General features: G+C 68.9%; 12 protein-coding genes. 3 read left to right on the top strand and 9 right to left on the bottom strand.

Annotated elements, in window-relative coordinates; translation table 11 throughout:
- The first annotated feature begins 102 nt into the window (after positions 1-102).
- A complete protein-coding gene (locus ACGFIF_RS02855) occupies positions 103-1,683 on the top strand; it encodes a right-handed parallel beta-helix repeat-containing protein (RefSeq protein WP_393150715.1) in 1,581 nt (526 codons plus the stop codon).
- On the opposite strand, the gene ACGFIF_RS02850 is transcribed toward ACGFIF_RS02855, so the two are convergent.
- The 6 genes from ACGFIF_RS02850 to ACGFIF_RS02825 all read right to left on the bottom strand — a co-directional run bounded on the left by ACGFIF_RS02850 (position 1,658) and on the right by ACGFIF_RS02825 (position 8,285).
- A complete protein-coding gene (locus tag ACGFIF_RS02850; RefSeq protein ID WP_393150713.1) occupies positions 1,658-3,040 on the bottom strand; it encodes a mannitol dehydrogenase family protein in 1,383 nt (460 codons plus the stop codon). The two genes, ACGFIF_RS02855 and ACGFIF_RS02850, sit on opposite strands and share 26 nt — an antisense overlap.
- 13 nt (positions 3,041-3,053) lie before the next feature.
- Positions 3,054-3,896 carry an ABC transporter permease gene (locus tag ACGFIF_RS02845; protein ID WP_393150711.1) on the bottom strand — a complete coding sequence of 281 codons (843 nt, stop codon included), beginning with the start codon at positions 3,894-3,896 and terminating at the stop codon, positions 3,054-3,056.
- Complete coding sequence (locus ACGFIF_RS02840; RefSeq protein WP_393150709.1) at positions 3,893-4,777, bottom strand: ABC transporter permease; 885 nt, start codon at positions 4,775-4,777, stop codon at positions 3,893-3,895. The genes ACGFIF_RS02845 and ACGFIF_RS02840 overlap by 4 nt, the downstream gene beginning before the upstream one ends.
- On the bottom strand, positions 4,774-5,883 hold the full coding sequence (locus tag ACGFIF_RS02835; protein ID WP_393150707.1) for an ABC transporter ATP-binding protein: 1,110 nt from the start codon (positions 5,881-5,883) through the stop codon (positions 4,774-4,776). Before ACGFIF_RS02835 ends, ACGFIF_RS02840 begins: the two co-directional genes overlap by 4 nt.
- A 115-nt stretch (positions 5,884-5,998) precedes the next feature.
- Positions 5,999-7,198, bottom strand: a complete 1,200-nt coding sequence (locus ACGFIF_RS02830; RefSeq protein ID WP_393150705.1) for an ABC transporter substrate-binding protein — start codon at positions 7,196-7,198, stop codon at positions 5,999-6,001.
- 91 nt (positions 7,199-7,289) lie between these two features.
- On the bottom strand, positions 7,290-8,285 hold the full coding sequence (locus ACGFIF_RS02825; RefSeq protein WP_393150703.1) for a LacI family DNA-binding transcriptional regulator: 996 nt from the start codon (positions 8,283-8,285) through the stop codon (positions 7,290-7,292).
- Positions 8,286-8,462: 177 nt separating this feature from the next.
- Here ACGFIF_RS02825 and uxaC point away from each other — a divergent pair, with 177 nt between their 5' ends.
- Positions 8,463-9,869: a glucuronate isomerase gene (gene uxaC / locus ACGFIF_RS02820; protein WP_393150701.1), complete on the top strand. Its 1,407-nt coding sequence runs from the start codon at positions 8,463-8,465 to the stop codon at positions 9,867-9,869.
- On the opposite strand, the gene ACGFIF_RS02815 is transcribed toward uxaC, so the two are convergent.
- Positions 9,857-10,618 carry a hypothetical protein gene (locus ACGFIF_RS02815; RefSeq protein ID WP_393150699.1) on the bottom strand — a complete coding sequence of 254 codons (762 nt, stop codon included), beginning with the start codon at positions 10,616-10,618 and terminating at the stop codon, positions 9,857-9,859. The two genes, uxaC and ACGFIF_RS02815, sit on opposite strands and share 13 nt — an antisense overlap.
- Positions 10,619-11,063: 445 nt before the next feature.
- On the opposite strand from ACGFIF_RS02815, the gene ACGFIF_RS02810 reads away from it, so the two are divergent.
- Positions 11,064-12,392, top strand: a complete 1,329-nt coding sequence (locus ACGFIF_RS02810; RefSeq protein WP_393150697.1) for a right-handed parallel beta-helix repeat-containing protein — start codon at positions 11,064-11,066, stop codon at positions 12,390-12,392.
- Here the strand turns inward: ACGFIF_RS02810 and ACGFIF_RS02805 are convergent.
- Positions 12,389-13,672 (bottom strand): O-antigen ligase family protein, encoded by a 1,284-nt coding sequence (locus ACGFIF_RS02805; protein ID WP_393150695.1) that lies wholly within the window; start codon positions 13,670-13,672, stop codon positions 12,389-12,391. The two genes, ACGFIF_RS02810 and ACGFIF_RS02805, sit on opposite strands and share 4 nt — an antisense overlap.
- A 2-nt stretch (positions 13,673-13,674) precedes the next feature.
- On the bottom strand, positions 13,675-15,300 hold the full coding sequence (locus ACGFIF_RS02800) for a Wzz/FepE/Etk N-terminal domain-containing protein (protein WP_393150693.1): 1,626 nt from the start codon (positions 15,298-15,300) through the stop codon (positions 13,675-13,677).
- Positions 15,301-15,483 lie beyond the last annotated feature (183 nt).

Genomic DNA, 15,483 nt, shown 5'->3' with positions numbered 1-15,483 from the left:
CCGAAAGTGTTGCAATAGCTACCCGACGTAGTAATCTGCTGTGCGAAGCCGCGCCATGGGGGGTGCGCTCAGGACCCACCTGTGCCCCCGGAGGCTCCGCAGATGAAGGCACCAACAGCCGTTGTCGCGATCGTTGCAGCAGGCACCATTGCCCTGGCCGGGGCGACACTGCCGGCCCAGGGTTCGCCTGTCCTGGACAGTGACCAGCCGGATCTGATCTCCGGCATCCTCCCGGACGACCGGCCGTCGACGCCCACCCCGCCCGCCGTCCCCTCGGGCGACCTCCAGGCCGGACCGTCCTACGCGCCCGCCTGCATGGGTGTCACGATCAAGCCCGGCCAGGACGCGACCCAGATCGTCGACGACGCGCCGAACGGTACGACGTTCTGCTTCGCGGCCGGTCTGCATCGCATCAGCCAGACCATCCGCCCGAAGCCCAACCAGGTGCTGGCCAGCGACCAGGGCGCCGTACTGACCGGATCGGTGAAGCTGACCAAGTGGACCGCGTCCAACGGTGACTGGGTCACCACTGGCGTGCTGCCGCCGGCGTACGGGCAGACCGGGCAGTGTGAGGACAACGTCGCGAATATCTGCTACCTGCGCGAGCAGGTCTTCCTGGACGGGAAGCACCTGACCCGGGTGGCCGTCCGCGACAAGGTTGTCCCCGGCACCTTCTACGCCGACTACGCGGCGAACGCCGTCTACGTGGGCGACGACCCGGCCGGGCGGGCGGTGGAGATGTCGAAGACCGGGACCGCGATCCAGTCCAGTGCGAACGGCGTCACCGTGCGCGGTCTGACGATCGAGCACTTCGCGACACCGCCGCAGGGTGGCGCGATCCAGCTCGGGCTGGGCTGGAAGGTGTACGCGAACGACATCCGCTGGAACCACGCGGTCGGAGCGATGCTGGTCAACGCCGACAGCGCGGTACTGGAGAAGAACCTGATCCACCACAACGGTCAGCTCGGCATCGGGCAGTACAGCACCCTGAACGGCACCATCTCCGCCAACGAGGTGAGCTACAACAACACCGACGGCTTCTGGATCGCCGACTGGGAGTCCGGCGGGATCAAGACGACCTGGTCCAACGGCGGCTGCGTCACCGGCAACCTGATCAAGGCCAACCGCGGTGTCGGGCTGTGGAGCGACGCGTACGACGACGGCCGCACCTTCAACGCCAACCAGATCGTCGACAACGCGGCCGACGGGATCCGCTACGAGATCGGCCGCAACGGCACCATCGCGGACAACACGATCACCGGCAACGGCCTCGGTACCGGGCGTGGCTCGGGGACGTCGCTGTGGGACGGCGGCGGGATCAACGTGAACACGTCGTCGAACGTGCAGGTCCGCGACAACGTGGTCGCGAACAACGTGAACGGCATCTCGATCCAGTCCCGGACCCGCGGGTCCGGTCCGTGGGGGCTGAACCTGCTCCGCGACATCGTTGTCTCCGGCAATCAGGTGACCATGAAGGGCGGGACCACCGCGACCGGGATGGTGCAGAACTCCGGGGCCGTCATCCCGGCCGGCGAGGTCACGCTGAAGGCGAACACCTACATCCTGGACAGCCTCACCGCCGACCGGTTCCAGAAGACCGGTCAGTGGTACAGCGCGACCGAATGGCGCCAGACCGGCCAGGACGCCGGCAGCACTTTCACGATCCGGAGCTTAGCTCGCTGACGTGCTCGACCAGCAGGTTGCGGAAGACCTGTGAGTCGCGCAGCTCCGGCGCGAAGACGGAGTCCACTCCGAGGAGTGCGTCGACCACGGCGGCCGGCTCGGAGGCGCCTGCGACGGCGGCCTTCAGCCGGTCGGCCTGCGGGTCGTCCAGGCTCGGAGTCTTCAGGACGTAGACCATCCAGGCTGCCACGGCCAGCGAGATCACCCGAGGCTCGGCACCGGCGGCCAGGCGGTCGCGGACGGTGCCGAGCATCCGGACCGGCAGCTTGACCGAGCCGTCCATGGCGACCTGCGTCGTACGGTGCTTCAACGCGGGATTAGCGAAGCGCTCCAGGACGGTGGCGCCGTACTCGGTCAGGTTCAACCCGTCGGGCGGTGACAGGGTGGGAACGACGTCCTCGGTCATCAACGCACGGGCGAATGCGGCGAGTTCGTCGTCGCGGACCGCCTCGGCGATCGTCTCGTAACCGCGGAGCGCACCGAGGTAGGCGAGCATCGAGTGGGTGGCGTTGAGCATCCGAAGCTTGGCCTGCTCCCACGGCGCGACGTCCTGGGTGAGGACGGCACCGCCCCGCTCCCAGGCCGGGCGGTCACCGGCGAAGTCGTCCTCGATCACCCACTGCAGGAACGGCTCCGCGACCACGACCGCTTCGTCTCGTACGCCGAGCAGTCGCGCGGCCTCGTCGCGGTCGGCGTCGGTCGTCGCCGGGACGATCCGGTCGACCATGCTGGCCGGGAACCGGGTCGCCTCGAACACCTCGGGCACCTTGCCGAGCGCCTCGAAGTACTCCCCCACCAGCTTGCGCAGGAAGGGGCCGTTGGCAACCAGGTTGTCACAGGACACGATCGTCAGCGGCTCGACCCGGCGGGCGAGGCCGGCGGCCAACTGCCCGACCACCGTCCGCGGCGGGCGACCGGTCAGGTCGGCCTGGATCTCCGGATCGTCGAGATCGAGCCCGTCTCCGGAGGCCCGGTAGCCCTTCTCCGTGACGGTGAGCGTCACCACGGACGCCGCCGGATCCGCGATCCGCGCGACCACGGCCTCCGGGTCCTCGGGGGCGGTCAGCACCTCGCGGATGCTCCCGATCACCTGCACCGACGGGTCGCCGAGTCCTCGCTCGAGGACGGAGTACAGACCGTCCTGGGGTGCGAGCTGGTCGCGGACCGTCGCCGAGCGCTGGCTCACCCCGGTGATCCCCCACCGGGTGTCCCCGCTGACCACGGCGGCCCGCTCGGTGACCACGGCCTGGTGCGCCCGGTGGAACGCACCCAGCCCGAGGTGGACGATCCCGACCGACAGCTGCCGCGGATCGACCGCGGGGGCGACGGGGAGGTTGGTGAGACTCAGCCTGCTCAAGCGACGACACCTTTCATTCGGATGGTTCCTCTTTGACCCGGGCGACCAGTTGGGTGGGGTTGACGAAGCGCAACGCCACCACCAGCAGTACCAGCATCATCGCTGTGTACATGACGGCCATCGCGTCGACCGACTGCTGGGCCCGGATACCGGCCGCGGACATCGAGTAGTAGAGCGCGACCACCAGCGTCTGCGAGTCCGGCCCGGCGGTGAGGAAGGTCAGCTCGAACATGCCGACCGTCCGGACCAGCACCAGGATCGCCGAGGCCAGCAAACCGGGCACCAGCAGCGGCGCGAGGATCTTCAGGAACACCGCGCGGGTGTTCGCACCGAGCATCCGGGCCGCGCTCTCGATCCGCGGGTCCACCTGCTCGATGAACGGTGTCATGGTCAGGATCACGAACGGCACCGACGGGACCAGGTTGGCCAGCACGACACCGGACAGGTGACCGGCGAAGCCGAACTTGTAGAGCACGGTCGCGAGCGGGATGCCGTACGTGATCGGCGGCATCAGGATCGGCAGCAGGAAGGTCAGATACACCAACCGCTTCCCCGGGAAGCTCTGCCGGGCCAGTACGTACGCCGCCGGCGCCCCGACCAGCACCGACAGTACGACGACCAGGCCTGACGCGAGCAGGGTCACCGAGATCACCTGGAGCAGACCGAACTCGCGCCACGCATCGCCGTACCACTGGGTCGTGAAACCGCTCGGCACCCAGGTGTCGAACCAGCGCTTCCCGAACGAGCTGACCAGCACCGCCCCGACCACGCCGGCCAGGTTGACGAAGAAGAAGATGACCGCGGCCCAGATGAACCACGCGGTCGGGGTCGCTCGGATCGCCCGGCTGCCGCTCATCCTTTGCCTCCCGTGGATCCGGTGTAGAGCCGCGCCCGCCAGAGCAGGACGATCACCACGACGACGAGCTCGACCGCGCCCATGATCATCGCGATCGCCGACGCGTAGGCGTAGTCGTACTGCTCGTACGCCGCCTGGTACGCGGCCAGTGAGATCACCCGGGTCGAGCCGGCCGGGTTGCCGACCAGCACGGCCGACGGGAAGACCGAGAACGCGAGCACGAAGGTCAGCAGGAACGTCGTGGCGAGACCGGGCGCCAGCAACGGCAGCGTGATCCGGCGGAACCGCTGCGACCGGGAGGCGCCGAGGGTGGCGGCCGCCCGCTCGAGAGTCGGGTCGATCCCGCTCAGATACGACAGCACCAGCAGGAACGCGAACGGGAACCCGGTGATGATGAGCGAGAAGAACACACCCCAGTAGTTGTTGGTCAACCGGACCGGGTCATCGATGAGGTGCAGCGACATCAGCAGCCGGTTGAACCACCCGGTCGGGCCGAGATAGTTCAGCAGCCCCTGCGCGGTGAGCACGGTCCCGAGGGAGATCGGTACGACGAGCAGCGTTGTGAGCAGCCGTTTGCCGCGGAAGCGCCCACGCATCCGGAACGCGATCGGCACGGCGGCCAGCACGTTCAGCAGGGCGGCGGGCAGGGCGATCTTCAGCGTGGTGAAGATGGTGTCGCGCTGATAGGCGTCGCCGAAGAACTTCTGGTAGTTGGCCAGCACGCCCCCGCCGTTCATCGGCTGGAACGACAGGCTCAGCCCGTAGAGGAACGGGTACACGAACAGCAGCAGCACGAAGATCGTGGCCGGCAGCAACAACCAGAGCTTCCGGTCGACGCCGCGTTCGGCCAGCCGGTGCTGCCAGCTGAGAGTGTCGCTCATACCGCGAGCCCCGCGGTGGCGAGCTCGGCGGCGGGACGATCGGCGGCGCCGTCGGACGGGTACACCAGGAGCCGTCCGGGGCTGATCGTGATCGACACTTGCTCGCCGGCCTCGGCCTTGCGCTCGGTGCGGGCGTGCAGCCGGGTGCCGTCGTCGAGGACGATCTCGACGGCGTGCTCACGGCCTTGGTACTCGACAACTTCGACCTTGCCCCTCAGCCCGGTGATGTCCTCGCTCCCCAGCTTCACGTCCTCAGGCCGTACCGCCGCGACCACCTCGTCGCCTGTCGTGACGTCACCTTGCGGCACACCATCGATCGTCGTACCACCGAGCGGTACGGCGACTGCGTTGTCGCCGACCCGGCCGGCGGTGAGCGGCAGCAGGTTGCGATAGCCCATGAAGTCGGCGACGTGCCAGCTGGACGGTTTCGTGTGGACCTCCTCGGGCGTGCCGATCTGCTGCACCCGGCCCTGCCGCATGACCACCAGGCGGTCCGCCATGCTGAGCGCCTCCTCCTGGTCGTGGGTGACGTACACCGTGGTCAGGCCGAGCGACTGGTGCAGACGGCGGATCTCGGTCCGCATCGCCAGCCGGAGCTTGGCGTCCAGGTTGCTGAGCGGTTCGTCCATCAGCACCAGCGACGGTTCGAGCACGGTCGCTCGCGCGATCGCGACCCGTTGCTGTTGACCACCGGACAACTGACCGGGCAGCTTCGAGGCATGGTCCTCGAGCCGGACCATCTCGATCGCGGCGGCCGTCCGTCGCCGTACCTCGTCCTTCGGCAGGCGCTGCATCCGCAGGCCGAAGGCGATGTTGTCGCGGACGGTCAGATGCGGGAAGAGCGCGTAGTTCTGGAAGACCATGCCGAAGCCGCGCTTCTCCGGCGGCAGCGTGTCGATCCGGCGGTCGTCCTGCCAGATGCTGCCGGCGGTCAACGGCAGCAGTCCGGCCAGGCAGTTCAGCGCGGTGGACTTGCCGCAGCCGGACGGGCCGAGCAGGGCGATGAACTCGCCCCGCTCGATGGTCAGCTCCAGTCCGGCCAGGGCGTCCGCCGTACCGAACCGGCGGCCGACGCCCTCTAGCCGCAGGCGGTTGAACCCGGTCATGGGGCCTCCCGGCCTGGACTGAGGAGCGCAGGGAGCGCAGCGACTGGAGTGACGAGGGAAGGCCGGGAGTCACAGCCCCATGACCCGCCGCGCCGGAGGCGTGGCATCAGTACCGTCACGATTTCTTGACCTTGCTGCCGCCGACCTCGCGGTCCCACTTGTCGAACGCGGCGACCAGGCTCTTCGCGTCCAGCGGCACCTCGGTCGGATTGTCGGCAATCAGCTTGTCGTACTCCGGCCGGCCGAACTCCGAGATCGCGTCCTGGCTCTCCTGCGGCGCCTGGGCCAGGTCGACATCCTTGATCGCCGGCCCCGGGTAGAAGTAGCCCTTGTCGTACGCCTTGGCCTGCTGCTCGGGTGTGAGCATGAAGTTCAGCAGCTGCAGGATCGCGGCCTGCTTGTCGGTCGAGACACCCTTCGGTACGACGGCGTAGTGCGCGTCGGTGACCCAGTGGAACCCCTTCAGCGGGGTGATCGCGGCTTCCTTCGGCACGGTCCCGAGCACTCGCGGGTTGATGTCCCAACCCGTCGTACTGGCGATGACGGTCGCGGAACCGTTGGCCAGCGCCTTCATCGTGTCCGCGGTGCCGGACGGGTAGAAGTCGACGTACTGGTTGAGCTCCTTGAGGTACGCCCAGGTCTTGTCCCAGCCGTTGATCGGGTCCTTCGGGTCCTTGTCGCCGAGGATGTACGGCAGACCCATCAGGAAGGTGCGGCCGGGGCCGGAGTTCGACGGGCGGGCGTACATGACCTTGCCCCTGTGGGCCTTCGCGTAGGCGAGCAGTTCCTCGGCCGTCTTGGGCGGCGTCGGCACCTTGGCCGGCAGATACTCGAGCAGTGGGCCGGACGGATAATAGGTGACGGTGATACCGCTGTTGCCGGCCAGCTCCTGCATCTTCTTCGCGGGCGGCAGGTAGTCCTTCATCCCCGCGACGCGATCGGCGTACTTCGGCAGCAGATCCATCCACAGACCCTGCTCGCGGCCGGCGGCCAGGCCGTCGGTGCCGGTCAGGACCAGGTCGAGGTCGACGCGGTTCGCGTTCTGCTGAGCCTTGATCTTGCCGGCCAGCTCGGGCGCGGGCGCCTTCGAGTAGGTCACCTTGGAGATGACGTCGGGATGCTGCTCGACGAACTCGTCGATCATCGGTTGGGTCAGCTGCAGGTTGCCGGCCACGTCGAGGATGTTCAACGTCACCGCCTTCGACGGCTTGTCCGGCACGTCGCCGGTGCTCTCGGCCGCCGGCTGGTTCGTCGTCGGTGCGCCACACGCGGCCAGTACGGCGACCAGGCCGACGGCGGCGATCAGGCGGTTCATGCGATGGCCGATTCTCCGCTGAATGGGCATCGGGGTGTGTCTCCTCTGGATCAAGGGCGGTCCCGGCCGGAGCCAGGGTTGATCACGCGAATCACTGTCGTGGTGCGGGCCCGGTGGACTCCCGGACGATGAGCTCGCCGTGCAAGGTGCCGCGGGTGCCGATGGCGGTGTCGGGATCCGGGTCGTCGAGGACGGCCAGCAACAGCTCCACCGCGATCCGGCCGGCCTCCTGTTTTGGCAGCCGGACCGTGGTCAAGGCGGGCCTGGCCATCCGGGACATGGCGATGTCGTCGATGCCGACTACGCTGAGGTCGCCGGGCACCGAGATCCCCCGGGCGTGCAACCGGGCCAGCAGCCCGATCGCGACCAGGTCGTTGTAGGCGACCACCGCGGTGGCACCGGTGGCGACGGCCTGGTCCGCCGCCGCGATCCCGCCCTCGTACGTCGGCGCGAAGCTGCCGACCCGGGCCAGCTCGGCACCCTGGTCGTAGAGGGCGTTGCTGAGGCCGATGCTGCGGTGCTGGGTCGACCACGAGGTGACCGGTCCACCGACCCAGGCGATCTTGCGATGGCCGAGCGCCACCAGGTGGGCGACCGCCTGCTGCATGCCCTCCTCGTTGTCGTAGATGATGCCGGGCACGCCCTCGGCGGTGCGGTTGACCAGTACGACGTTCGTCTCCTGGGCGATCGCGGCCAGGTCGGCGTCGCCCGCACGGGGTGAGCACAGGATCAGTCCGTCGACCTGTTTGGCCAGCGCACGCACCAGGCCGACCTCGGCCGCGGCGTCCTCGTCGGTGTCCGCGACGAAGACGGCCACGTCGTACCGCCGGGCGCGGGCCTGGACGCCCTTGGCGACACTGGCGAAGAACGGGTTGGCGAGGTCGGGCACGACCAGGCCGATGTTGCCGGTCCGGCCGGTGATCAGGCCGCGGGCGGCCCGGTTCGGCTGGTAGCCGAGCTGCTCGACCGCGGCGGCGACCCGGGCCCGGGTGGCCGCGTTGACCATCTCCGGCATCGAGAGCGCCCGGGACACGGTGGACGGCGACACACCCGCCAGCCGCGCCACGTCACGGATCGTTGCGGGCATGGTCACCTCCTCCCAGGTCAGGGTTGAGTCTGCAATCGGTTTCAGCAGTGTGTCAAGATCTCGGACCCGGGTCATAAGTGCGCGCGATAATCGCCTTGTGGACAAGGACTTGTGTCCCGCCGGACCGACTGCAATCCTTTGCAGCAATCGTTGCAGCCGACCCCTGACGGAGGACCCATGCCGAAGGCACTGCAGCCTCATCCCGACCGCGCTCTGCCCGCCGGCGAGGCCCGTGACCTCGCCCGGCGGATCCACGCGTCGACGAAGGACCTGCCGCTGCTCTGCCTGCACGGGCACGTCGACATCTCGCTATTCGCCACCGACGCCCCGTTCGGCGACCCGGCCGAACTCCTGGTCGTACCGGACCACTACGTCACCCGGATGCTGATCTCGCAGGGCATCTCCCCCGAGCGCCTCGGCCTGCCCCGCCGCGACGGCGCCCCGGCCGCCGACCCGCGGGAGATCTGGCGCGAGTTCTGTGGGAACTGGCACCTGTTCCGGGCCACCCCGAGCCGGTACTGGCTGGAGCACGAGTTCGCCGACGTGCTCGGCGTCACCACCCATCCGTCGGCGGAGACCGCAGACGAGCTGTACGACCAGATCTCCGCGCGCCTCGCCGAGCCCGACTTCCGGCCGCGGGCGCTGCTCGACCGGTTCGCGATCGAGCTGATCTCCACCACCGACGCCGCCACGGACGACCTGGCCCAGCACGCCAAGGTGGCCGCGGACCTGCCCGGCCGGGTGGTCCCGACGTTCCGCCCGGATGCCGTCGTCCACCTGGACCGGCCGGACTGGGCTGACCTGATCCAGCAGCTCGGGGCGTTGGCCGACGTCGACACCTCGACGTACGACGGGTATCTGCAGGCGATCCGGCAGCGGCGGCAGGCCTTTGTGGAGGCGGGTGCGCGGGCGACCGACCACGGACACCTCAGTGCGGCGGCGATTCCGTTGTCCGATGCGGAGGCGGCGCGGGTCTACGCGGGTGCGTTGAAGGGTGACGTGTCGGCGGAGGACGCGAGCGCGTTCGCCGGCCACATGCTGTACCAGTCGGCGGTGATGTCGGCCGAGGACGGCCTGGTGATGCAGTTGCACCCCGGCGTACTGCGGGATCACGATCCGGCGATCCACTCGACGTACGGGCCGGACAAGGGGCACGACATTCCGGTGGCGGCCGAGTTCACCCGGTCGCTGCAGCCGTTGCTCGAGCGGTTCGGGCACGCGGCGGGCTTCCGGATGGTGCTCTTCACCGTGGACGAGACGGTCTACTCGCGGGAGCTAGCACCGTTGGCCGGTGTGTACTCCGCGGTGCGGCTCGGGGCGCCGTGGTGGTTCCTCGACAGTCCGGACGGGATGCGCCGCTTCCGCGAGCTGGTCACCGAGACCGCCGGTTTCTACAACACCTCCGGTTTCGTCGACGACACCCGGGCGTTCCTGTCCATTCCGGCCCGCCATGACCTGGCCCGTCGTATCGACGCCGGCTATCTGGCCAACTTGGTCCTCCAGCACCGTCTGGACGAGGACGACGCCTTCCAGGTGGCCCAGGATCTCGCGTACAACCTCGCCCGAGACACCTACCTGTCATGAAGATTCAGCACGGCGGCGGTCAAAGACTCGAGGGCTGCCGTTCCTTCGGTGAGGTCTCGGCAGGCCCAGTAGGTGGCTTCGAGTCTTTGGATCTCGCGGTTCATGCCGAAGCGTTCGTACCACTGCGGGAGGTACTTCGGGAACGGCGGATAGTGGCCCTCGAAGAGGAACCATGCGGTGTAGACGAGCTTTTGGAGTTCAACCGAAAGGTGTGCGTGGAGCCATCGGTTCTCGCGCTCGGCCGATCGACGTAGCTCCTTGATGAAGCCGGGTGCCGCGGCCTCGAGTTGGCGTCGCACTTTCGCGACGACCGGGGCAGCGGGGGTCTGGACTCGCGTGCGGTACTCAGTTCCCAGGCCGGTCGGATCGAGCAACAGCTCAGATTCGGCCAGGCCTGAGGCGACATAGATCGGCAGCGGCCACGCCATACCCGACCAGCCGTCGCCTCCCTCGAGTTCGCTTATCCAGGTCACGAACATGCGGCGAGGTATGTGCATGAGATCCACGTCGTAGCCGTCGACGTACGACTGCTCCAACGCCAACTGTCCGTGCGCGGTGAGCTTCGACTGTCCGGGCATTGTGGGCGCGCCGGGAACGTCCTGGTCCCAGACGAGGATCAGGTCGAGGTCGGAATCCTCGGTCAGCCCCGTGATCACCGATCCCTGGCCGTACATCCAGCTAAGGCCGTCGGTACGGCGGTAGTGGCCGACGAGGCGCTCGACAACCAACGCGGCAGCAGGTCGGCGCATGGCCAGACAGTACGCGATGGCGGTCCCACGTCTGGGCGTACCGAAGAACGGGTAGTGGTTGGATGCGGCTCGTCTACGAGGTCCGCTTGACGCCCGGCTGGCCCGGCCAGGCCTCTGGGCGGCTGACCACTACCCGTTCTTCGGTACAGGATTGGCGGACCCGGGCGGGGGGCGGACCGTGGGGGCGGTAGTCTCCTGCGGATCTGTTCGCCGGGCGGGTGAAGGGTTGTGGATGAGGCGTCGTGTTGCGGTGGGCTGTGCCATGGTGGTGTTGTTGCTGGCTGGATGCTCCGGTGGTGGAGAGAACTCGGGGGCGCCGTCGCCGATGCGTTCGTCGGCGGCGCCTGCGGTGACGGTGCCTACTGCTCCCCCCGCTGCGGCCGCCGCGGTCTTGGGGCCCACCGGTCCGGGTACGGCGAAGGCGTGTCGAGGGACCGCGATCGCGGTGGGAGCCGATCCTCAGCAGGTCATCGATGCGGCACCGGCGGGGACGACGTTCTGTTTCGCCAAGGGGGTACATCGGATCAGCCGGGCGATCCGGCCGCGGGCTGGTGACACGCTGAGCGGCGGGCCGGGCGTCGTACTGACCGGGTCGGTGCGGCTGGACGGCTGGAAGCGGGACGGCGGTCGATGGGTGGTGCGTGCGGTGCTGCCGGCGCCGTACCAGCTCAAAGGGCAGTGTGAGGACAACAAGACCAAGCCGTGCCAGCGCGGCGAGCAGGTGTTTGTCGACGGCAAGCATCTGACCCGGGTGATGAGCCTCGAGCAGGTGAAGCCGGGGACGTTCTTCGGCGACGACCAGGCCAATGCCGTGTACGTCGCCGACGACCCGGACGGCCACGAGGTCGAGATGTCCCGGACGCCGACCGCGATCGAGAAGTCCGCCGACGACGTCACGGTCACCGGGCTGACCATCGAGCACTTCGCCAGCCGGCCGCAGGGCGGGGCGTTACAGGTCGGCCGGGGCTGGACGGTGACCGCGAACGAGGTCCGTTGGAACCACGCGGTCGGGATCATGGTGATCGAGGGCGACCGGGCCGAGCTGAGCCGGAACACGGTCGCCGACAACGGGCAGCTCGGGATCGGGCAGTACAAGTCGGCCGGCGTACGGATCACCGCGAACCTGGTCACCCGGAACAATACCGACGGGTTCTGGATCGCCGACTGGGAGTCCGGCGGGATCAAGTCGACCCGGTCGTCGGGTGAGGTGTCCGGGAACGACATCGTGGCCAACCGCGGCATCGGGATGTGGAGTGACATCGCCGAGTACGACCGGCGGATCACCGGCAACCGGATCCGGGACAACGCCGCGGACGGGATCCGGTACGAGATCAGCTACCAGGCGGTGATCGAGCAGAACGTTGTCGAGAGCAACGGATTCGGCACCGGCCGGGGCTCCGGCGGGAGTCTGTGGGACGGCGGCGGGATCAACGTGAACACCTCGTCCGGAGTGCAGGTCCGCGGCAACCTGGTCAAGGGCAACCGCAACGGCATCTCGATCCAGTCCCGCACCCGCGGCGACGGTCCGCGCGGCACCTACGTCCTGGCCGAGGTGGTGATCGAGGGCAACCTGGTCGTGATGGACGACGCGACCGCGAGCACCGGCGTGGTCGAGAACAAGGGCTCCCCCACCAAGGCCGGCGCCGTCACGTTCCGCCGCAACAGCTACCAGATCGACGGCAAGGCCGCCGACCGCTTCGCCTTCCGCGGCAAGACCATGACCTGGAACGAATGGCAGCAAGCCGGCTTCGACCAGGACTCCATCAGCAGTTAGCCGGACAGACTCTGGGCCTGCTGTCTGGCTCGATGGCGGATTCGGTCGGCGTCGCAGACGGCGGCGGCAACCAGCAGGTGCAGGGTCATCGAACTCAGGTCGGACAGGCCGCTCTCGTTGAGCGAGGCGACGCTGATGTAGCCGAGCAGCATCGCGCCGCAGGCCTTCACGTACGGCGTGGGGGCGCGCAGGACCGAGATCCAAGCGACGATCAGCGCGATCCCGACGATCGTGACGGCGAGCAGGCCGGTCTCCCAGTAGAGGCCGAGCCAGCTGTTGTCGATCGCCATCACGTCGATGTCGCCCTCGCCGCGGCGCAGCAGCACGCGTTTGTTGCCCAGGCCGTGGCCGATGATCGCCGTCTGCAGCGACACCTTCTCGTCCAGCACCGCCTGCCAACTGGTGGTCCGGCCGCTGAGTGAGCTGATCTGCCGGGTCCCCTGGCCGCGCAGCAACCAGGTGTGCAGCGATCCGATCGTCAGGAACGCGATCCCGATCAACGCCGGCACACCGAGACTCACGATCCGCCCGGCCCAGGTCTTCCGGGTCAGGATCAGCGCGAGCACCAGCCCGAACGCGATCGCCGCCGCCGAGGTCCGGGTCCGGCTCGCCGCGACCAGGACGACGCCCAGCCCGATCAGTCCCGCGGCCGGGATCGCGGACAACTTCTTGCAGACGAACCCGATCAGCGCCAGCCCGAGCAGGATCGCACCGACCTCGCCGACCCGGGGCGGCAGCATCGGGATGATGACACCTTGCAGCCGGTACCCCGCACCGAGCGAGCTGAGCGGGCGCCAGGCCTGGCTCGGCGCGTACGCCAGGCTCAGCACGACCGTGGCCGCGAGCAACAGATGGGCCCAGAGATGAGCCCGGATCAGCCGCTCCGGGACCCGCACCAGCGGCCGCCAGAGCAGGAAGATCAGCACCAGCCCGATCAGGAACCGCGCGAGCCTCAGCAGCGGCCCGGTCGGTTCGGCCAGCAGGAACGCGGTGGCGGTCGCGAACAGCACGTACAACACGTAGAGGCTGCTCGACGGGTTGACCCGGGTCTTGAAGCCGGGCTTGGTCGCCGCCAGCGCGATCAGGAAGATCGCGCCCAGCAGCAGGCCCTTCATCATGCTGTTCGTCGACCCGGTGGTCCCCTGCGGCGCGGCCACCCGGGACGACCACGGCTGGACGCCGAGCACGAACAGGCACCACAGCATCAGCCAGAACCAGGCCGGCTTCTGGACCTCCTCGACGGTCCCCGGCACCGGCCGCGCCAGCTGGTACGACGACACGGTCAGCGGATCGGTGGGGCGGCCGAGTCGGCCGACTTGAAGTTCAGCGGGATCCCCAGCGTCTCGTCGTGCGCCGAGGCACCGATCAGTACGACGCCCAGCACCGGCGCACCCGCGAAGTGGAGCGCTCCGGTCAGCCGGGCGACATCCATCTCCTTGTCATGACCGACCTGCACCACCAGGACCGATGCGTCCACCGCGGCGGCCAGCGGAGTGATCCCGTGCCGCCCGACCGCGGCCGGGCCGTGGATGACCACGGAGTAGCCGGGCGGAAGGTCCGCGACGATGCCCGGCACCAGCGAGGGACCGACGGCCTCGGCCGTCTCCTCGTGGTTCAGACCGGGCGGCAGGACGTAGAGGTCGGCGACCGTGCCGGGGCGGAACAGCTTGCGCGCCCGGATCGCCCGGGTCGCGGCGGGCTCGTGCACCAGGTCGGTCAGGCCCTCGTGCCCGGTGACGTGCTCCAGGACCGGCGTACCCTCCACGTCGGCCAGGACCAGCAGGGTCTCGCGGCCGTCGCGGGCGTTCGCCTCGGCCATCGCGAGGGCGATGCCGGCCGAGTTCGGCGTCGGTGAGGCCGAGACCACGAGCATGGCGCCCGGACCACCACCGGCGAAGGCGCGCGGGTTCAGCTCGCGCCGGGCGAGCGCACCGCTCGCCTCGGCTCCGAGCGCGGTGATCTCGTACTGCGGGAGCTCGGGCGCCGCACGGTGCCAGAGTCGGCGGCGGTTGCCCTCCGACGCGGCGATCACCGGCGAGCTCGCCGCCCGGGCCGCCTGGTCGCGGGTCAGGATGTACGGCGTCAGGTGGGACCTGAGCAGGGCCAGGCCGAAGCCGAGCACCAGGCCGAGGATGCCGCCGACCAGGATGTCGCGGGCAACCATCGGCGACGAGGTGGCGGTGTCCGTCGTGGCCGGGGTGACGAGCTCGCTGCCGGTGCCGACGGCGGTCAGTGCCTTGAGCATTGCGGAGGCGTCGTCGGCCGCCTGCCGGGCCTCGGTGGCCAGACCGACGCGCTGGTCGCGCAGCGCCGCGGCGGTCTGCGAGTCGCCGCGCTGGACCGCCTCGTCGATCTGGCTGACCAGGCTCTTGGACTGCTGGGTGGCCGTCTTCGACCGGTCCTGCGCCTGGCCGGCCAGAGTGGTCAGCAGCGACTTGGCCTCGTCGTTGCGCGTCTTGAGGTAGATGACCGCGATCGCGTTGGCCCGCCGTACCGCTTCCGAGGAGGTCGGGCCGTCGGTGGTGACCAGGTACGCGTTGTCGGTGACCGCCTTGACCCGGGTCACGGCGGCCAGGTCCTGGATCGTCTGGTCGGTGATCGGCAGCCCGAGCGACTTGGCCACGCTGCGCAGCAGTGTCGGGCTGGCCATCACCCGGGCCTGGGTCTCGGCCGGCAGGTCCATGCCGAGCGGGCCGGTTTTGTCCGCGCTGCTGGGCAGTTTCCCGACCAGGGCCGGCGGTACCGCGGGGCCGATCACCAGCTGGCTGGACGCTGTCCAGCGCTCGGTCTGGGAGAAGGCGAACACGGAGGCGCCGACAAGTCCGAGCATGATGCAGCCCAGAATCAGCCACTTCTGCCGCAGCAGTGACTGGGCGGTCTCCCGCCAGACCACGGTGCCCGGTTCCATCCGTACCTCACTCCCCTCGTGCCAGCGCCCCAGGATATAGGTAGGTCGTGTCTGCTGATCCCACGCCGTAGCGAGCAGGTGCTCGGTGCGGTAGCTCGGCGTGCTGGAGTGAAGGCCTCGATGTGGTTTTCATCGTGGCCTTTGCTCCAGTGCGGCGAGGTGCCGTGCCGAGTGCCGCGCAGT

The sequence above is a fragment of the Kribbella sp. NPDC049174 genome (genome assembly GCF_043197365.1).
GTDB lineage: Bacteria > Actinomycetota > Actinomycetes > Propionibacteriales > Kribbellaceae > Kribbella.
The sequence above is the reverse complement of the archived record's forward strand: the minus strand, read 5'-3'. Positions and strand labels throughout refer to the sequence as shown.